The 17,382-nt window shown below is 70.2% G+C and carries 18 protein-coding genes; 9 read left to right on the top strand and 9 right to left on the bottom strand.

Annotated elements, in window-relative coordinates; translation table 11 throughout:
- The first annotated feature begins 1 nt into the window (after position 1).
- Positions 2 to 1,189 carry an enolase C-terminal domain-like protein gene (locus AC6CCG_RS14075; protein ID WP_496655164.1) on the top strand — a complete coding sequence of 396 codons (1,188 nt, stop codon included), beginning with the start codon at positions 2 to 4 and terminating at the stop codon, positions 1,187 to 1,189.
- Positions 1,190 to 1,195: 6 nt separating this feature from the next.
- Here the strand turns inward: AC6CCG_RS14075 and AC6CCG_RS14070 are convergent, their stop codons facing one another.
- Together AC6CCG_RS14070 and AC6CCG_RS14065 are read right to left on the bottom strand one after the other, a co-directional pair.
- The gene (locus AC6CCG_RS14070; protein ID WP_496655163.1) at positions 1,196 to 1,591 is read right to left on the bottom strand and encodes a VOC family protein; all 396 of its coding nucleotides are present in this window, start codon (positions 1,589 to 1,591) and stop codon (positions 1,196 to 1,198) included.
- A 94-nt stretch (positions 1,592 to 1,685) separates the two neighbouring features.
- Entirely contained in the window at positions 1,686 to 3,176 is a 1,491-nt protein-coding gene (locus AC6CCG_RS14065; RefSeq protein WP_496655162.1) for an arylsulfatase, read from the bottom strand.
- 136 nt (positions 3,177 to 3,312) lie between these two features.
- Between AC6CCG_RS14065 and AC6CCG_RS14060 the strand changes: the two genes are divergently transcribed.
- From AC6CCG_RS14060 to AC6CCG_RS14050, 3 genes are all read left to right on the top strand, one after another.
- A complete protein-coding gene (locus tag AC6CCG_RS14060; protein WP_496655161.1) occupies positions 3,313 to 3,777 on the top strand; it encodes an SRPBCC domain-containing protein in 465 nt (154 codons plus the stop codon).
- Complete coding sequence (locus AC6CCG_RS14055; RefSeq protein WP_496655160.1) at positions 3,774 to 4,109, top strand: ArsR/SmtB family transcription factor; 336 nt, start codon at positions 3,774 to 3,776, stop codon at positions 4,107 to 4,109. Before AC6CCG_RS14060 ends, AC6CCG_RS14055 begins: the two co-directional genes overlap by 4 nt.
- Positions 4,110 to 4,201: 92 nt before the next feature.
- Entirely contained in the window at positions 4,202 to 4,654 is a 453-nt protein-coding gene (locus AC6CCG_RS14050; RefSeq protein ID WP_496655159.1) for an SRPBCC family protein, read from the top strand.
- On the opposite strand, the gene AC6CCG_RS14045 is transcribed toward AC6CCG_RS14050, so the two are convergent.
- Entirely contained in the window at positions 4,655 to 5,770 is a 1,116-nt protein-coding gene (locus tag AC6CCG_RS14045; protein ID WP_496655158.1) for an ROK family transcriptional regulator, read from the bottom strand.
- 111 nt (positions 5,771 to 5,881) lie between these two features.
- Between AC6CCG_RS14045 and AC6CCG_RS14040 the strand changes: the two genes are divergently transcribed.
- Positions 5,882 to 7,207: a YbiU family protein gene (locus AC6CCG_RS14040; protein WP_496655157.1), complete on the top strand. Its 1,326-nt coding sequence runs from the start codon at positions 5,882 to 5,884 to the stop codon at positions 7,205 to 7,207.
- A gap of 70 nt (positions 7,208 to 7,277) precedes the next feature.
- Positions 7,278 to 9,635 (top strand): alpha-L-rhamnosidase-related protein, encoded by a 2,358-nt coding sequence (locus AC6CCG_RS14035; protein WP_496655156.1) that lies wholly within the window; start codon positions 7,278 to 7,280, stop codon positions 9,633 to 9,635.
- A 106-nt stretch (positions 9,636 to 9,741) separates the two neighbouring features.
- On the opposite strand, the gene rplL is transcribed toward AC6CCG_RS14035, so the two are convergent.
- The 4 genes from rplL to AC6CCG_RS14015 form a co-directional block, all read right to left on the bottom strand.
- Positions 9,742 to 10,137, bottom strand: coding sequence for a 50S ribosomal protein L7/L12 (gene rplL, locus AC6CCG_RS14030; protein ID WP_496655155.1), 396 nt, complete (start codon positions 10,135 to 10,137; stop codon positions 9,742 to 9,744).
- A 15-nt stretch (positions 10,138 to 10,152) separates the two neighbouring features.
- On the bottom strand, positions 10,153 to 10,800 hold the full coding sequence (gene rplJ, locus AC6CCG_RS14025; RefSeq protein ID WP_496655410.1) for a 50S ribosomal protein L10: 648 nt from the start codon (positions 10,798 to 10,800) through the stop codon (positions 10,153 to 10,155).
- Between the two features lie 264 nt (positions 10,801 to 11,064).
- Positions 11,065 to 11,631 (bottom strand): CGNR zinc finger domain-containing protein, encoded by a 567-nt coding sequence (locus tag AC6CCG_RS14020; protein WP_496655154.1) that lies wholly within the window; start codon positions 11,629 to 11,631, stop codon positions 11,065 to 11,067.
- Positions 11,628 to 12,449 carry an alpha/beta fold hydrolase gene (locus AC6CCG_RS14015; RefSeq protein WP_496655153.1) on the bottom strand — a complete coding sequence of 274 codons (822 nt, stop codon included), beginning with the start codon at positions 12,447 to 12,449 and terminating at the stop codon, positions 11,628 to 11,630. The genes AC6CCG_RS14020 and AC6CCG_RS14015 overlap by 4 nt, the downstream gene beginning before the upstream one ends.
- 297 nt (positions 12,450 to 12,746) lie before the next feature.
- Between AC6CCG_RS14015 and AC6CCG_RS14010 the strand changes: the two genes are divergently transcribed.
- The 3 genes from AC6CCG_RS14010 to AC6CCG_RS14000 all read left to right on the top strand — a co-directional run bounded on the left by AC6CCG_RS14010 (position 12,747) and on the right by AC6CCG_RS14000 (position 15,750).
- Complete coding sequence (locus tag AC6CCG_RS14010; protein WP_496655152.1) at positions 12,747 to 13,694, top strand: C40 family peptidase; 948 nt, start codon at positions 12,747 to 12,749, stop codon at positions 13,692 to 13,694.
- 115 nt (positions 13,695 to 13,809) lie between these two features.
- Entirely contained in the window at positions 13,810 to 15,303 is a 1,494-nt protein-coding gene (locus tag AC6CCG_RS14005) for an FAD-dependent monooxygenase (RefSeq protein ID WP_496655151.1), read from the top strand.
- Positions 15,304 to 15,480: 177 nt separating this feature from the next.
- Positions 15,481 to 15,750, top strand: coding sequence for an acylphosphatase (locus tag AC6CCG_RS14000; protein WP_496655150.1), 270 nt, complete (start codon positions 15,481 to 15,483; stop codon positions 15,748 to 15,750).
- A 279-nt stretch (positions 15,751 to 16,029) separates the two neighbouring features.
- On the opposite strand, the gene AC6CCG_RS13995 is transcribed toward AC6CCG_RS14000, so the two are convergent.
- Positions 16,030 to 16,509: a ribonuclease H family protein gene (locus AC6CCG_RS13995; protein WP_496655149.1), complete on the bottom strand. Its 480-nt coding sequence runs from the start codon at positions 16,507 to 16,509 to the stop codon at positions 16,030 to 16,032.
- A 125-nt stretch (positions 16,510 to 16,634) separates the two neighbouring features.
- A complete protein-coding gene (gene rplA / locus AC6CCG_RS13990) occupies positions 16,635 to 17,336 on the bottom strand; it encodes a 50S ribosomal protein L1 (protein ID WP_496655148.1) in 702 nt (233 codons plus the stop codon).
- Positions 17,337 to 17,382 lie beyond the last annotated feature (46 nt).

Here is a 17,382-nt window from a genome sequence, read left to right as displayed (position 1 = left end):
GATGGCGCAGTCAGAGCAGACCACGGCCCGCGACACGGCGGCATCGCCCGCAACCAAGATCACCAGGGTCGAGTTGATCATGTTCAGCTACCCGATGGTCGGGGTCGCCGGCGGCGTCGACCAGCCCGGCGTGACCAGTCACCGCAGCCGGATGGCCGTGACGATCGAGACCGCCGACGGCGCGGTCGGCAGCTACGTCGGCGGCCAGGCCAACTCGATGGCCCAGGCCGCCGCCTGCGCCCGGGCGGTGATCGGCCTGGACTGCTTCGCCCGCGAGCTCGCGTACGAACGGATCCGACGGCAGCTCCGCAAGGAGGACCGGATGGGTGCCGGGGTGATCGACATCGCCCTCTGGGACCTGGCCGGTCAACGGCTCGGCGCGTCCGTCTCCGCCCTGCTCGGCGGCGGCCGGGACCGGCTGAAGGCCTACGCCAGCACCTGGTTCGGCGGCGACACCGGCGGCCTGGCCAGCCCGGAGGCGTACGCCGACTTCGCCGAAGCCTGCTACGACAAGGGCTACCGGGCCTTCAAGATCCACGGCTGGCAGGACGGCGGCATCGAGCGGGACAGCGCCGCGGTGCTCGAACTGGGCCGCCGGGTCGGCGACCGGATGGCGTTGATGCACGACTCCGGCTGCAGCTTCCGGACCTTCGCCGACGCCCTGGCCGTGGGCCGGGCCTGCGACGAGGCCGGCTTCTTCTGGTACGAGGATCCGTACAGCGACGGCGGGCTGGCCGCGCACTCGCACCGCCGGCTCCGCGAGTTGATCAAGACCCCGCTGCTGCTCGGCGAGCACGTCCGCGGCCTGGAGTCGCTGGCCAACCTGGTGCTGGCCGACGGCACCGACTTCGTCCGGGCCGATCCGGACTTCGACATCGGGATCACCGGCACCATGAAGATCGCGCACTTCGCGGAGGCCCTCGGCCTCGACGTCGAGCTGCACGCTCCGGGCCCGGCCCAGCGGCACTGCATGGCGGCCATCCGCAACACGAACTACTACGAACTGTCCATGGTCGGCCCGTCCGGCGCCCACTTCAGTGCACCGGTCTACACCTGCGGGTATTCCGATCACCTGGACGACGTCGCTCCGGACGGCACCTTCCCGGTGCCGACCGGGCCGGGCCTCGGCGTGAGCTACGACTGGGACTACATCCGCAGCCACGCCTCGGCCCAGCTCGTCGTCGAGTGACCATGATCAGGCGGAGCGGGCCTCGCTGACGTACAGCGTGTTGCCGTCGGGATCGCGGAAGTCGAACATCGGCGGCACGCCGGGCCAGGCCAGCAGCTCGTCGACCGAGACACCCTGACCGGTCAGGTCGGCATGCAGGGCGGTCGCGTCCCCGCTGGTGAACCGGATCCCCGTGTCCACTCCGGCGGGCTTGCCCTCGCCGGCCGGGATCAGTGCCACCGTGGTCGCGGAGCGCGGGAGCCCCACCTCGATCCAGCGGCCGCCGAGCTGCGGCATCGGCGTGTCGAGCAGCTTCTCGAAGCCGAGCACCTCGGTGTAGAACGCCAGCGCCCGGTCCTGGTCGGTGACCGGGATGCCCACGGTCCGTACGCTCTCCAGCCGCGCCTTCGACGATTCGTTCATGATCGTTTCCTCCTCGGTGTGGTTGCTTACACCGGGATGACGACCCGACCGCATCCCGATCGACAGCCCCCGAGAACTTTCTTGGGAAATCTCTTCAGGGGCGGTCCGACGGCGCCGCCGGAGCGCTCAGCGTGGCCCGGACCGGTCGGCCGGGGATCAGCCGGTGCCCGTCGGTGAAGCCCTCCTCGCGGCCGGTCAGTTCCTCGATCAGCAGGGAGCGCCAGTGGGCCAGCCGGTCGGCAGCATCAGGCCGGCCGGCGAGGTCGCACCGCTCCTCGGGATCGGCGGCCAGATCGAACAACTGCTCGTGGCCGTCGCCGCTGAGCCAGACGTACTTCTCGCGGCCGTCGGTGAACCACTGGAACGACTGGCCGAGCATGGTGTGCTCCCCGTGCAGCCGGGGCCGTCCTTCGGTAGCCTCGCCGCGGGCCAGCGGCAGGAGGGAGCGGCCCTCCACGCCGTCCGGGACCGGCAGCCCGGCGCAGTCGAGCAGCGTCGGCATCACGTCGCGCAGCTCGACCAGCTGATCATGAACGCCACCGGACGGCAGACCCGGCCCGCTGAGCAGCAGCGGGATCCGCGCGGATCCCTCGTACGGGAAGCCCTTCCGGAACAGCAGATGATCACCGAGCAGCTCACCGTGGTCGGACACGAAGCAGACGTACGTGTCGTCGCGGAGCCCGTAATGCACCAGCTCCTCGAGCAGCCGGTTCAGCTGCTGATCGACATGGGACATGTGGCCCCAGTAGCCGGCCCGGGCCCGGCGCAGGTCGTCCGGCGCGATCCGCCCGTGGAACGACCGCGAGTCGTGCGGCGTCGCCACCGGCGCGAACGTGTCGGCCCAGTCGCCGACCGGCGGCTCGGGCGCCTGGACGTCGCGGTACTGGTCGAACGCCCAGGCCGGCGGGTCGTACGGCGGGTGCGGCGCGTTGAAGGAGGTGAACAGGAAGAACGGCTTCGTCGGGTCGCGCCGGCGCAGGAAGTCGATCGACTGCTCGGCGACGAAGGTGGTCGGGTGGACCGACTCCGGCTTGTCCCACGGCCGGGCCACCCACGAGTTGCTGTCCAGTCCGTGATCATGGAACGTCGCGTCCCGGCCGAGCCGTTGCCGCAGCCACGGCAGGTAGTCGTCGACCAGGTCCGGATCGAGGCCCCGCCGCCGGGCCGACCGGATGATGCCGAGCGGGCTGTGCAGGATCACGTTCTGGAAGCCCAGCTGGGCGCGCTCCGGGAAGAAGTGCATCTTTCCCACCGCCTGGGTTTGGTAACCCTGGCGAGTGAGTTCAGAAGCCAGCGTGACCGGGTAGGTCCACGGAACGTGATCTTGGTAGCCGACCCGGCCGTGGGTCGCCGGCCGCTGCCCGGTCAGCAGCGACGCCCGGGCCGGGGTGCAGGTCGGCGCCGCCGAGTAGGCCCTGGTGAACCGGGACCCGGAGGCGGCGAGTGCGTCGAGGTACGGAGTCCGGACGACCGGGTGACCGGCCACGCCGAGCGAGTCCCCACGCCATTGGTCGACCATCACGAGCAGAAGGTTCGGCCGAGTCGTCGTCAGCCGGATCACCACCCCGGGAGTGATAAAACGCATTATTGGTTGGTGCCATTGAAGGCGGACCGCCGGCCCCCTGTCAATTGATCACCCATTCGCAACCATTAGTTGCGCATTGCCCGAACCTGGCGTACCGTCATTGGCAACCAAAGGTTGCGAATTTGAGGAGTAGGCCATGGCGTACGAGAGCATCGAGCGGGAGATCCGGATCGAGGCGTCCCCCGAGGTCGTGTATCAGGTGATCAGCACGCCGGAGCACCTGCGGGAATGGTGGCCGGACGAGGCCGACCTCGCGCCGAACTCCGGTGCCGTCGGCTCGGTCACGTTCGGCGACCCCGCCGCCCCGGACGCCAAGATCGTGCCGCTCACGGTGATCGAGGCGGACCCGCCGCGCCGGTTCGCGTTCCGCTGGGTGCACGACGAGGACGTACCCGCGGCGCCGGGCAACTCGTTCCTGGTCGTCTTCGACCTGATCCCTGCCGACGGCGGAACGCTGCTGCGCTTCTCCGAGACCGGGTTCCAGGACCAGGGCTGGGAGCCGGACCTGGTCGAGGCGACCCACCGCGACCACAGCAACGGCTGGGACCACTTCCTGCCCCGGCTCGCCGCGTACGCACCCCGGCTGGCGTCCCGGCCGTGAGCCCCGGCATCGACGACGAGCTCTGGTCGGCCGTCGGCGACCCGACCCGGCGGCGGATGCTCGACCTGCTGCTGGCCGACGGCGGCGGCACCGCCACCTCGCTGAGTGATCGACTTCCGGTCACCCGGCAGGCGGTCGCCAAGCACCTCGGCGTACTGGACCGGGTCGGCCTGGTGCACGCCACCGCGGCCGGCCGGGAACGCCGGTACACCGTCGACGAGGCCCGGCTCTCCCGCGCCGTCGCCCAGCTCTCCAGCGTCGGCAAGGCCTGGGACGCCCGGCTGGACCGGATCAAGCGGATCGCCGAGGCGATCGAGCGCAACCGGGACTGAAGCCCAACCACCCCACGACGCCGCGGCAGCCGCCGCGGCGCGGACCAACACGCCCGATTCCGGGCACCTACCTCACCGAAGGAGTGATCATCATGGTCGACATCCTGCACCGGGTCGGCGTCCTCGCCACCCCCGCTCAGGTCTTCGACACCCTCACCACGATCGACGGCCTGGCCGGCTGGTGGACCGTGGACACCCAGGGAGATCCCACGCCCGGCGGCGTGATCGAGTTCCGGTTCGAGGGCGCGCCGCCGCCGGCCGGCTTCGACATCCGGGTCCTCGACACCGAACCGGGCCGCCGGGTCGGCTGGCAGGTCGTCGGCGGGCCCGCCGAATGGATCGACACCAAGATCACGTTCGAGCTGGCCGAGGAGGACGGTTTCACCATCATCCTGTTCAGCCACACCGACTGGCGTGAGCCCGGTCCGTTCATGCACCACTGCAGTACGAAGTGGGCCACCTTCCTGCTCAGCCTCAAGCAACTGGCGGAGACCGGCACCGGCGAGCCGGCGCCGAACGACGTCAAGATCAGCAACTGGCACTGATCAAGGTCGAGCGAGAACCTCGCGGCGCAGGGTCGTCAGCGCGAACTCGCGGACCGCGGTCAGCGGGGTCTCGGCGGCGGCCGTCGCAGCCCGGACCGCGGTCCGCCGAGGCTGGTCGCGCAGCCGCCCGGCCACGGCCTCGAGCAGTCGTTCGTCGGTGCCCCAGGCGCCGCCGACGATGATCAACTCCGGATCGGTCAGCGACACGATCGTGACCAGCACGCCGGACACCGCGGCCGCCACCGCGTCGGCCGTCGCGGCCGCACCCGGACCGGTCCCGGCCAGCCGCCCCAGCAGCAGCGGTACGTCGATCGCCGACGAGCCGGGCCGATGCAGCCCGAGCCGCTCGAACACCTCGGTGAACGGCATCGCCCGGCCGTCCGGGCCGACGGTGATCACGTGCGACATCTCGCCTGCGATGCCGCCACCGCCCCGGCGGACGGCTCCGTCGCTGACGATCGCCCCGCCGAGCCCGGCGCCGAGGTAGAGATAGACGAAGTCGGCCGGCCCGCCGCCCTCGAGCTCGGCCCGGGCCGCCCAGTGCACGTCGTTGTCCACGGTCACCGGACCGGAGACGTACGGGGCGAGCACCGCCGGTGGATCGAGCTCGCCGACCAGGAACGGTGAGTCGGGCAGCTCGACCAGCCGCCCGGTCCGCCGGTCGACCGGATCCGCCGCGCTGACGACCGCGAGCCGGGCCGGCCCGGTGTCCCCGATCGCCCGTTCCGCGGCGCGAGCCAAGGCCGCCGCGACGGCGTCCGGCTCGGGATCGGCCGGAATCTCCTCGACGGCCCGGGCCAGGGTCACGCCGGACAACTCCAACCGCTCGGCCACGATCGCGGCGGCCGTGACGTCGAGGGCGAGCGCCGAGCCGAGCCCGTCGGCCAGCGCGAAGTAGGACCCGGCCCGGCCGCGACCGGTGGACCGTTCGCCGGTGTCGCGGAGCAGGCCCTCGTCGGTCAGCCGCCGCACGCTCTCGGCGATGGTCGGCTTGGAGATGCCGGTCCGGGCGGACAGCTCGGCCCGGGTCAGCCTGCCGGCCGCCACCAGTTCGTTGAGGACGTGCTCGTCGGTCAACGACCGGAGCAGGCCCAGCGACGGTTTGGCCAGGGTCACGCACCGAGCGTAGGAGGGCGGGATCAGTTTGGGAAGGACTCTTGCCCAAACCTTCGCCGCTGCCGTACCTTGATTTAAATAAGGAGTCCTTCCTAAATCCAGGAGTGTGTCATGTCTGCCCCCACCCGCAACGAAGCGCCCGACACCCTGCCCCGGCTGCCGCACTGGGAGTCGACGCCGTCCGATCCGAAGGCCGCGATCGCCGAGCTCAAGCCGGCCCTGCGCGCCCGGATCGAGGCCTCCGGCCGGACGGTCGAGGAGGTGTTCGCCGTTGTCGAGCGGCGCATCACCGAGCAGGTCGAGGAGATCGAGGCCGCCGTCGGGCGGGGCGAGCCGATCTGGCCGGTCATCGACTACGCCGAGATCGCGGCCGGCACCGTGTCCGCCGAGGCGTTGGCCCAGCTGCACCGCCGCGGCTGCCTCGTGATCCGCGGTCACTTCCCCCGCGAGCAGGCGCTGGCCTGGGACGCCGCGACGGTGGAGTACGTCGAGTCGAACCGATTCTTCGAGAACTACCGCGGGCCCGGGGACGACTTCTTCGGCAGCGTCGGCTCCAGGCCCGAGATCTATCCGATCTACTGGTCACCGGCCCAGATGCAGGCCCGGCAGAGCGACCGGATGGCGACCGTGCAGGCCTTCCTCAACGCCCGGTGGCGCAGTGAGTCGGACGGCGTCCAGTGGTTCGATCCCGGCCGCGACTCGCTGTACCCGGACCGGATCCGGCGCCGCCCGCCGGGTACGAACTCGGGCGGGCTCGGCACCCACCTCGACCCGGGCACGCTCGACCTCTGGATGACCGCGGCCAACCAGCGGGCGTTCCGGCATCTCTTCGACGGCACCGTCGAGGAGTACGACCCGTGGGACGCCGCCCACCGGACGGCCGGCCCGCAGTACCCGAGCAGCACGATGTGCTCGGCGTTCCGGACCTTCCAGGGCTGGACCGCCCTCTCGGACATGGACCATGATCAGGGCGTCCTGCACACGGTGCCGATCCCCGAGGCGATGGCGTACCTGATGTTGCGGCCGCTGCTGTCCGACGTGCCGGCCGACGACCTGTGCGGCGTCACGATCGGTCAGGTCTTCCCGGCCCTGGAGCGCTGGCACGGGTTGCTGCTGCGCGCGGTCAGCGGCATCCCCGACGTCCGCGCCGGCGACTCGGTGTGGTGGCACTGCGACATGATCCACAGCGTCGCGCCGGTCGATGATCAACAGGGCTGGGGCAACGTCATGTACATCCCGGCCGCCCCTTGGTGCCCACGCAACGAGGCTTACGCCGCCGAGGTGCGCAGCGCGTTCGAGAGCGGCTCCAGCCCGAGCGACTTCCCGGCCGAGCACTACGAGCGCGACTGGACCAACCGCTTCTCCCCGGCCGACCTCAACCGCATCGGTCGCCGCGGCCTCGGCCTGGAGCGACGTCGGCCGCCGGGTGCAGCGTGAGTTGTCCCAGTCGACAAGATGATCAGCGCAGTACGGGGTGTCGCTGACCCGGGCGATCTTGGATCGGAACATGGACGCACCGTCATCGGACCGGATCCCGGCGGACGGGCGCCCCGCCCGCCGGGTGCTGATCGATCGCGACCCCTTCATCGACGATCACACCTCGTGGGTGGACCGGTGCCAGTGGCCGGCCCATTGGATCTCGGTCGCGGACACCCCGCCGACCCCGGCGGTGGTCGGCTACCGGCTGCCGATCGCGACCACCGAGGCGACCGCGGTCCTGGTGCACGTGTCGGCCGACGAGCGGTACGAGCTCTATCTCGACGGGGAGCTGATCGGCCGAGGCCCGGACCGGGGCGATCTTGATCACTGGAGCTTCGAGAGCCATCGGCTCGACCTGGCCGCCGGTGATCATCTGCTGGCCGCCCGGGTCTGGTCGATCGGCGAAGAAGCGCCGTACGCCCAGTTCTCGTTGCGGCACGGCTTTCTGCTGGCCGCCGAGGGCCTGCCGGAGCTGACCACCGGCACCGGCGACTGGCAGGCCGCCGTGCTCCCCGGCCACGCCACCAGGCCCAAGGGCCCCGCCTGGGGCTGCGGCCTGAAGTGCGAGCTCGACGGCCGGACCTTCCCGTGGGGCTGGGAGCGGGGTGCGGACTCCCTGGTCTGGACGGCGGCGCTCCCGGCCGGCCGGGCCTACTCCGCCGCGTACGCCAACGACGTGCCGCCGACCCGCCTGCTGGTCCCCGCGATCCTGCCGGCGCAGGCCGAGGAGGGCGTCGCCCCCGGCCGGATCCGGCTGGTGACCGAGCATGACGGCGGCCCGACGGTCGACGTCGTGGTCCGGACGGCCGACAACCTGACCGCCGAGGTCGACGGCTGGCAACGGCTGCTGGCCGGCGAGCCGCTCACCGTACCGGCCCGGACCCGGCGCCGGGTGCTGCTCGACCTCGGCGACTACGTCTGCGCCTATCCCAGGCTCGGGCTGAGCGGCGGCCGCGACTCCGCGGTCCAGTTGAACTGGCAGGAGGCCCTGCTGCAGGCCGACGGGCGCAAGGGGAACCGGGACGAGATCGAGGGCAAGTTCTTCCGCTCGCCGGGCCGCAGCGGCGAGCAGGACCCGGTCGGTGATCGCTTCATCGCCGGCGGCGGCGAGGCCGAGACGTACTCGACGCTGTGGTGGGAGGCCGGGCGCTACGTCGAGGTGCTGGTCGAGACCGGCGACACAGAGCTGACCCTGACCGAGCTCGGCTTCACCGAGACCCGTTACCCCTATCAGGACCTGAGCCGGTTCGAGTCCGACGACGACCGGCTGGGGCGGGTCAAGGGGCTCGCGTTCCGGACCCTGCAGCTGTGCTCGCACGAAACGACGATGGACTGCCCGTTCTACGAGCAGCTGCAGTATGCCGGTGACACCCGGATCCAGTGCCTGGTCGCCTATCTGGCCACCGGCGACGACCGACTGGCCCGGCAGGCGCTGCTGGCCTTCGATCGCAGCCGGTCGCCGCGCGGCCTGACCACCAGTCGCTATCCGTCCCGGATCCGCCAGACCATTCCGCCGTTCTCCCTGTGGTGGATCGCGATGGTGCACGACTTCGCGCTCTGGCGGAGTGATCTTGATTTCGTACGGTCCCTGATGCCCGGGGTGCGGGCGGTGCTGGACGCGCACCGGACCCAGGTCGGGCCGGACGGACTGTTCAGCACCCTGGACGGCTGGAACTTCATGGACTGGGTGGACGGCTGGAAGGCCGGCACACCGCCCGCCGCGCAGTGGGGCGTGTCCGGCATCGCCAACCTGCAGTTGGCCCACGTCGCCGACCTGGCCGCCGACCTGGAGTCCTGGATCGGTGAGCCGGAGCTGGCCGGCCGGCATTCGGACCTGGCCGACGTCGTTCGCGGCGCCGCCGAGCGTACGTTCTGGTCGGCCGAGCGCGGCCTCTACGCCGACGACCCGGAGCACCGGCACTGGAGCGAGCACGCGCAGTGCCTGGCCGTCCTGGCCGGCGCCGAGCACGGCGCGGCCGCACTGGAACGGACCTTGATCACCGACGGACTGGCCCGGACCAGCGTCTACTTCGATCACTACCTGTTCGAGGCGCTCGGCCGGATCGGCCGCACCGACGTCATCCATGATCGACTCGGGTTGTGGTTCGGCCTGCTGGACCAGGGCCTGCGGACGGTGATCGAGCAGCCGGAGCCGACCCGCAGCGACTGCCACGCCTGGGGCGCACACCCGATCTTCCATCTGTACGCGACCCTGCTCGGGGTTCGGCCGACCGCCCCGGGGATGGCGAGGGTGTCGATCACGCCGCAGCTCGGCCGCCTGGCCCGGGCGGACGGGACCCTGCAGACGCCGCACGGGCCGCTGCGGGTGGCCGTCGACGGGTCCAAGATCACCACCGAGCTGCCGCAGGGGATCAGCGTGGAGTGATCATCGGGACTGCCCTTCGACAGGCTCAGGGAACAACCAAACAAGCAAAAAGCGGGCGGTCGGACCCGGAGGCCCGCCGCCCGCCGTTCGCGGATTCAGCCGAAGATCACTTGTAGGAGACGGTGGCGCCGGCGGCCTCGAGGGCCTCCTTGGCCTTGTCCGCGGTCTCCTTGTTGACCTTCTCCAGGACCGGCTTCGGCGCGGCCTCGACCAGATCCTTGGCCTCCTTCAGGCCGAGGCTGGTGAGGGTCCGCACCTCCTTGATGACCTGGATCTTCTTGTCGCCGGCGGACTCGAGGATCACGTCGACCTCGTCGCTGCCGGCGTCGTCGGCAGCGGCGTCGCCGCCACCGGTCGAGGCCGGGGCAGCGGCGGCGACGGCCACCGGAGCGGCGGCGGTCACGTTGAAGGTCTCCTCGAACTGCTTCACGAAATCGCTGAGCTCGATCAGGGTCAGCTCCTTGAACGCGTCCAGGAGCTCTTCGGTGCTGAGCTTCGCCATGTTGGCGGTCCTTCCTTACTTGTCTTCGGCAGCGGGCGCTGCGTCATCGGATTCAGTTGCAGCGGGTGCTGCCGCCAGTTCTTCGTTGCTGGGCTCCTGGTTGCCCTCGGCGGCGGCCGGCGTGCCGGCTCCCGCGATGAGGGACGGGTCCTCGGTCGCCGCCTTCTCCAGCGCGGCGACGGCGCGCGCCGCCTGCGAGAGCGGTGCGGCGAAGAGGGACACAGCCTGCTGCAGGGCTCCCTGCATGGCACCGGCGAGCTTCGCGAGCAGGACCTCGCGAGACTCGAGGTCAGCCAGCTTCTTGACCTCGTCAACGCTGAGGAACTTGCCCTCGAGCACGCCACCCTTGATCACCAGAAGCGGGTTCGCCTTGGCGAAGTCACGCAGGCCCTTGGCGACGGTGACCGGGTCACCGTCGACGAAGGCGATCGCGGTCGGGCCGACGAGGTGTTCCTCGACGCCCTCGACACCGGCTTCCCGGGCCGCGATCTTGGTCAGCGTGTTCTTCGACACGGCGTAGGTAGCGTCCTCACCGAGTGCGCGGCGCAATTCCTTCAGCTCCGCCACGGTGAGTCCGCGGTACTCGGTCAGCACGGCACCGGCGGAGTTGGTGAACTTGTCCTTCAACTCCGCGACCGCGGCTGCCTTGTCCGGCCTCGCCATCGTCTCCTCCACTTCGTCGTTCACGCCACGCGCTGTGGCGTTTCCGAAGACGACCGGCAGGTCCCGGACATGAAAAGAACCCCGGCGCGCTGGCGACACGGGGCTTCGGCCACGATCGAGGATCGGGAGTCAAGCTTCTCGGTTCACCTGCGCGGGCCGCCCGTAGGCACGGGCTCGTTAACGATCCTGGGATCAACCAGCGGTCTTCGGCAGCGTTCAGAGTACGCGAGCGGCACGGGTCCGGCCAAATCCGCGGCGGCCGGCTCAGCCGTGGGTCTCGCGGAACCGGGCGACCTTGGCCTGGTTGCCGCAGGTCTTCATGCTGCACCAGCGGCGCCGGCTGCCGCGCGAGGTGTCCAGGAAGTACCAGCCGCAGCGGTCGCAGCTGCGGACCGGCCGCGGCGGCGGGCTCAGCACCAGCCGGACTCCGGCCAGGGCGACGGCGGCGCCGGCTCCGGCCACGGTGCGCGGCGTGACCGTACCGTCGGCGGCCACCAGCACGCCCCGGCCCAGCCCCGCCTGGGCCGACGCCAACAGTCCGGCGACGGCCTCGGCCGGCAGCTCGCCGCCGGCCCGTTGTGCCTCCAGCACCGCCCAGAGCCGCTCCCGGATCAGGTGCGCGGCGACCACCTGCGCGGCCGAGGCGCCCGGGGCCTCGCCGTCGTCGGCCGCGAGCAGACCGGCGTGGACGTACCAGCCGGTCAGGGCGATCCCGCTGTCGATCAGGTCGGCACCGACCTCGGGCAGCCGGCGGTAGACCGTGTTGGCGAAGTCCAGCGCAAGATCGCCACCGACGAAATGATCATCGGTCCAGCGGGTGGCTGTCCTCATCGGACGAGGATCTCGTCGACGAACCCGGTCAGCAGGGGCGTGACCTCGGCGGCATGCGTCTCCAGCAGGAAGTGCCCGGCATCGAACAGGTGCGCGTCCAGCTCGGTCAGCGCCCGGTGATAGGCCAGCACCTCGGCGATGTCGAAGTAGGGGTCGTGCCGGCCCCAGAGCAGCAGCGCGGGCGGCTGGTGGGTCGCGTGGAAGTCCGCGATCCCGGCGAACCGGGCCGCGTGCTGCCGGTAGTCGCAGAACAGCCGGAAGTGCAGGTCGACGAACCCGGGCCGGGACAGCCGTTCCCAGTCCAGGTGCCAGGACTCGGCCGGATGCAGCTCCCGCAACTCCGGCCGCAGGCCGCTGAGGTAGGTGTCCCGAGTGCCCTCGAAGTTCAGCCAGTCACCCAGGGCCGTCCGGTTCTCCTCGCTCGGGTCCTCCCAGAACCGCCGGACCGGGTCCCAGGGCGCGCCCAGCCCGGCCTCGTGGGCGTTGCCGTTCTGGACGACCAGGCCGAGCACCCGCTCGGGGTGCCGCAGGGCCAGGACATAGCCGACCGGAGTGCTGAAGTCGGTCAGATAGAGGACGTACCGCTCGACGCCGAGTTCAGCGAGCAGGGTGTCGATCATCGTGGCCAGCCGGTCGAAGGTGAATTCCTCCGGCGGAGGCGGTTCCGAGAACCCGAATCCGGGCAGATCGGGAGCGATGGCGTAAGCATGTTCGCCCAGGGCCGGCAGCACCTCACGGAAGGAATACGAGGAACTCGGCGAACCGTGCAGCAGCAGTACGGCCGTCGACGCCGGCACGCCCGCCTCTCGATAGTGCATGCGCCGTCCGCCGAATTCACGGTCCAGATGCCTGGTTCTGGCGGCCCGCATCGCGAGTCCCCTTTCGTCTCGAAGGTCTCCCACGTAACCGTACTAGACACTTTTACCGGTTACCAGACTCTCGACTAACACTCCAACGGTTCGGTTCCCGCTGCAGATCACGGATTGATTTCTTTTATCTCGACTTGATAACGTCCCGGAAGTCGGCTGGGGAGGCCGGCGAATCGATCGCTCGGGGGCGATGTTGTCAGGCTGTTCCCGAACGCTCGATTCCGAGGCGTGAAGGGGAGCCAAGGAATGCGAAGAATCGCCAAGATTCTGATTTCGGGGGTCGCGAGCGTTGCGCTTGCTCTGACCATCGGGATCGGTTCGGCCGCGACGGCCGATGCCGCCGGAAAGTGCACCACGGCCCTGAAGTCGTACGGGCACGTCAAGAAGGGCACCAAGGGCAAGAGCGCCAAGGCGGCCGAATGCCTGCTGAAGTCGGCCGGCTACAAGGGGATCAAGACCAACAGCAAGTTCTCCGCCGCCGAGGTCAAGGCGCTGAAGAAGTTCCAGGGCAAGGTCAAGCTGTCCAAGACCGGGACCATGAACCGGCGCACCTGGGTCGCCCTGCTGTCGCGCGGCTCCAAGCCGACGCTGCGGTACGGCGACAAGAGCAAGTCCGTGAAGCGCCTGCAGTCCGCGCTGACCGCCTCCGGGCGCAAGGTGCCGGCGACCGGCTACTTCGGCCCGATCACCCGGGACGCCGTGAAGTCCCTGCAGCGCTCGCAGGGCTGGAAGGCCAGCGGCAAGGCGACCGCCGGCGTCTGGCGGGCCCTGCAGGCCGGTGCCGAGGTGAAGGTCAAGACCAGCAAGGCCAAGAAGAAAAAGAAGAAGTCCAGCTCGTCGAGCAAGGGCTCGAAGGGCGCGGTCGCGCTCGCGTTCGCCAAGAAGCAGATCGGTGACCGCTACTCCTACGGTGGCGACGGCCCGAGCAGCTGGGACTGCTCCGGGCTGACCCAGGCCGCGTGGCGCAAGGCCGGCATCAAGCTGCCGCACTCGGCCGGTGGCCAGTTCCGCAAGGGCAAGAAGATCAAGAAGTCGGATCTGAAGAAGGGTGACCTCGTCTTCTTCTACTCCGGCATCAGCCACGTCGGCATCTACGCCGGCAACGGCAAGGTCCTGCACGCCTCCCGGCCGGGCAAGCCGGTCGGCTACATCAAGATGAGCTACATGCCGTACCAGGGAGCTCGCCGCTACTGAGCGAACTGTTCCAGCGAACAAAAGACCGGCCCGGGGAATCCACTTCCCCGGGCCGGTCCGCTATCTCTGCCGATCGATCCCAGGTAATGTCGAACAAACTGCGAGGAAGGGATCGATGATGGCCCAGACCGAGGTGCTCGTCGTCGGAGCCGGACCCACCGGACTGTTGCTGGCCGGCGATCTCGCCAGTCACGGGATCGAATGCACGGTCATCGAGCAGCGTCATGAGGAATCGAATCTCACCCGGGCCTTCGCGGTCCATGCCCGGACCCTCGAGCTGCTGGACGCCCGTGATCTTGCTGATCAACTCGTCGCCACCGGCGTCGAGGTGGACCAGTTGTCGGTCCTCTTCGAATCGCTGGTCGTCGACCTCTCGACCCTGCCGAGCCGCTTCCCGTTCCTCCTGGTCACCCCGCAGTACGAGACCGAACGGCTGCTGACCCGGCGGGCGGTCCGGCTCGGCGCCTCGATCCGGCGCGGCCTGCGGATGACCGGTCTGCACCAGGACGCGAACAGCGTCGAGGTGGACCTGCTGGATCGCAACGGGGTCACCACCAACCATCGGGCCAAGTGGCTGATCGGCGCCGACGGCGTGCACAGCACGGTGCGCAGTGCGTTGCGGTTGCCCTTCCCGGGCAAGACCGTCGTGTCGTCGGTGATCCTGGCCGACGTCTGGCTGTCCGACCCGCCCGAGGACGAGCTCAGCTTCGACCGCGGCTCAGCCGGCTTCTTCTTCGCCGTACCCTTCGGCGACGGCTGGTACCGGGTGATCGCCTGGAACCGGGATCACCAGCTGCCCGAGGACGCCCCGGTCGACCTGGAGGAGCTGCGCGACGTCCTGATCCGGGTCGGCGGCACGGACTTCGGGCTCACCGAGGCGCGCTGGCTGTCCCGCTTCCACAGCGACGAACGGCAGGTGCCGCGCTACCGGGTCGGTCGTGTCTTCCTCGCCGGCGACGCCGCCCACGTCCACTCCCCGGCCGGCGGCCTCGGCATGAACGTCGGCCTGCAGGACGCCGCCAACCTCGGTTGGCGGCTGGCCGCGGCGATCAAGGGCCACGCGCCGCCGCGGCAGCTGGACGGCTATCACGCCGAACGGCACCCGGTCGGCCGGGCGGCGCTGCGGTCCAGCGGCGCCCTGCTCCGGCTCGCCATCGCCGAGACACCGTTCTGGCAGCGCGCCAATTGGGTCCTCGAGACGGCCAGTCGAGTGGCCCGGGTGCCGGACCGGGTGGTCCAGCAGATCTCCGGCATCGGGCTGCACTATCAGCGCTCCTTCGGCGCGCACCGCCTCACCGGCACCCGCTCCCCCGACGACTCGCTGACCGTCGCCGGCGCACCGACCCGGGTGTACGCGGCCCTCCGCAACGGTCGCTTCCTGCTGATCCTGCCGCCGGAGTCCAGCCACGCCCCGATGGAGGCCTGGCGGGACCGGGTCACGCTCGGCACCGGGACCGAACGAGGCATGACGGCCCGGCTGATCCGGCCGGACGGCTACATCGCCTGGGCCGGCGACCGCCCGGACGCCGGCGAGGTCCGCGCCGCCCTGGCCCGCTGGTGCGGTCCCGCCAAGCGCAAGGCCGTCGCCAAGCGCAACGCCCACGTCTGACCCCCCTCCCCCTTCCGCCGACCGGGGAGACGAGCGCCGGCCAGGCACGGAACTCCAGACGTACCCGCACCCATCGCAGCGGGGTCACCGAGTGCGGCATTTCGCACCGTCTCCGGCGATCTCCAGGTCGGAATCGTCACACTCGAGGAGCGGGCGGCGCCAGGCCAGACTGAGGGCATGACAGCGATCCACGTACGGGTGACCGGAAGGGTTCAGGGCGTCGGGTTCCGGTTCCGAACGGCCGACAGGGCACGCGCGCTCGGCCTGGCCGGGTCTGCGATCAACCTGCCGGACGGCAGCGTGGAGGTCGAGGTGTACGGCGACGAAGCGTCGATCCAGCGCCTGCTCGAATGGTTCCGCAGCCCGGAAGCACCCGGCCGGGTCCGCCAGGTCGAGGTCGCTCGCTTGGCCGACGACACCGCACCCCCGACCTTCTCCATCGGCTGACCTGCGCGGGACGTCGCCGCACGAACGCACCCGCATCGGCCCCGAGTCGGCCCGTCCCCACGCTCCCGCCCTCCGGCTAACCGCGACCGTTGCACCCATCTGCGACCAGTGCACCAGTCGCGAACGCGAGCAAGGGTCGCGGACGCGCAGAATCAACCACGGACACGTCAGCCCCGGCCAGCCCGGCCCCCTCCCGCCGCTGGCCAACCGCGACCGTTGCACCTATCCGCGACCACTGCACCAGTCGCGGATGGGAGGAACAGTCGCGGCCCGGTGTGGTCAGCCCAGTTGGAGGCTGCGGGTGGCGGCGACGGCGAGTTGGTCGACGTAGTCGTTCAGGCGGTCGCCGGAGTGGCCCTTGACCCAACGGAAGGCGATGTCACCGCGCGTCCGTACCGCGTCGATCAGGGGCTCCCAGAGATCGCGGTTGGCCACCGGCTTCTTGGCCGAGTTGACCCAGCCGCGGGCGAGCCAGCCGGCCCACCAGCGGTCCCGGAAGCAGTTCACCACGTACGTCGAGTCGCTGACCACGACCAGCGGCCCGTCCAGCGCGGTCACCGCTTCGAGCGCCGCTTGGATCTCCATCCGCTGGTTGGTCGTCACCGGCTCCGCGCCGGACGCGAACAGCGACTCGTCGACCGCCCAGGCCCAGCCGCCGGGTCCCGGGTTGCCGGAGCAGGCGCCGTCGGTGAAGACCTCCCGCGCATCGATCGGTACGGGCATGTCGGCGGGGCGCGGAGCGCGCTGGCGAGTGGGCACGGGACAACCCTGGCACATGCCACGGACAATCCGGCAACGAAGCTCCGGCAACGACAACGCCCGGCGGCCGGGCACGAGGCTCGGTCCGCCGGGCGGCGTCGATGACTGCTGGAGCTACCTGAGGATCAGACGGCGTCCGGCTTGATCCGGTTGGGATCGATGCCGATGCCCGGACCCATCGTGGTGGACAGCGTGATCTTGCGGATGTAGCGGCCCTTGGCGCTGCTCGGCTTGAGCCGCAGCACCTCGTCCAGAGCGGCGAAGTAGTTCTGGCTCAGCTGCTCCGGCGAGAAGGACGCCTTGCCGATGATGAAGTGGAGGTTCGAGTGCCGGTCGACCCGGAACTCGATCTTGCCACCCTTGATGTCGGTGACGGCCTTGGCCACGTCGACCGTGACCGTGCCGGTCTTCGGGTTCGGCATCAGGCCGCGCGGGCCGAGCACCCGGCCGAGCCGGCCGATCTTGCCCATCATGTCCGGCGTCGCGACGACGGCGTCGAAGTCCAGGTAGCCACCCTGCACCTTCTCCACCAGGTCGTCCGAGCCGACCTCGTCGGCACCGGCGGCCAGCGCCGCCTCGGCCTTGTCCCCGGTGGCGAAGACGAGGACCCGTGCCGTCTTGCCCGTACCGTTGGGGAGATTGACCGTGCCGCGGACCATCTGATCCGCCTTGCGAGGATCGACGCCGAGCCGCATCGCGACGTCGACGGTCTCGTCGAACTTGACCGTCGTGGTCGCCTTGGCGAGCTTGATCGCGTCGTCCGGACCGTAGAGCTTGTCCTTGTCGATGGCCTTCGCCGCGCCGGCGTAAGCCTTGCTGCGCTTCATTCTGCTGGTTCCTTCGATTCGTGATCATGAGTGATCGACCAGTTCT

It is taken from the genome of Microlunatus sp. YIM B11417 (genome assembly GCF_059617205.1).
Note: the sequence above shows the minus strand (reverse complement) of the source record. Positions and strands in the feature narration are given on the sequence as shown.

What these genes read in the sequence shown, in the direction of transcription:
- AC6CCG_RS14075 (WP_496655164.1), top strand. Translation starts at nt 2, where the DNA reads ATGGCGCAGTCAGAGCAGACCACGGCCCGCGACACGGCGGCATCGCCC.
- AC6CCG_RS14070 (WP_496655163.1), bottom strand. Translation starts at nt 1,591, where the DNA reads ATGAACGAATCGTCGAAGGCGCGGCTGGAGAGCGTACGGACCGTGGGC.
- AC6CCG_RS14065 (WP_496655162.1), bottom strand. Translation starts at nt 3,176, where the DNA reads ATGCGTTTTATCACTCCCGGGGTGGTGATCCGGCTGACGACGACTCGG.
- AC6CCG_RS14060 (WP_496655161.1), top strand. Translation starts at nt 3,313, where the DNA reads ATGGCGTACGAGAGCATCGAGCGGGAGATCCGGATCGAGGCGTCCCCC.
- AC6CCG_RS14050 (WP_496655159.1), top strand. Translation starts at nt 4,202, where the DNA reads ATGGTCGACATCCTGCACCGGGTCGGCGTCCTCGCCACCCCCGCTCAG.
- AC6CCG_RS14040 (WP_496655157.1), top strand. Translation starts at nt 5,882, where the DNA reads ATGTCTGCCCCCACCCGCAACGAAGCGCCCGACACCCTGCCCCGGCTG.
- AC6CCG_RS14035 (WP_496655156.1), top strand. Translation starts at nt 7,278, where the DNA reads ATGGACGCACCGTCATCGGACCGGATCCCGGCGGACGGGCGCCCCGCC.
- rplL (WP_496655155.1), bottom strand. Translation starts at nt 10,137, where the DNA reads ATGGCGAAGCTCAGCACCGAAGAGCTCCTGGACGCGTTCAAGGAGCTG.
- rplJ (WP_496655410.1), bottom strand. Translation starts at nt 10,800, where the DNA reads ATGGCGAGGCCGGACAAGGCAGCCGCGGTCGCGGAGTTGAAGGACAAG.
- AC6CCG_RS14020 (WP_496655154.1), bottom strand. Translation starts at nt 11,631, where the DNA reads ATGAGGACAGCCACCCGCTGGACCGATGATCATTTCGTCGGTGGCGAT.
- AC6CCG_RS14015 (WP_496655153.1), bottom strand. Translation starts at nt 12,449, where the DNA reads ATGCACTATCGAGAGGCGGGCGTGCCGGCGTCGACGGCCGTACTGCTG.
- AC6CCG_RS14010 (WP_496655152.1), top strand. Translation starts at nt 12,747, where the DNA reads ATGCGAAGAATCGCCAAGATTCTGATTTCGGGGGTCGCGAGCGTTGCG.
- AC6CCG_RS14005 (WP_496655151.1), top strand. Translation starts at nt 13,810, where the DNA reads ATGATGGCCCAGACCGAGGTGCTCGTCGTCGGAGCCGGACCCACCGGA.
- AC6CCG_RS14000 (WP_496655150.1), top strand. Translation starts at nt 15,481, where the DNA reads ATGACAGCGATCCACGTACGGGTGACCGGAAGGGTTCAGGGCGTCGGG.
- rplA (WP_496655148.1), bottom strand. Translation starts at nt 17,336, where the DNA reads ATGAAGCGCAGCAAGGCTTACGCCGGCGCGGCGAAGGCCATCGACAAG.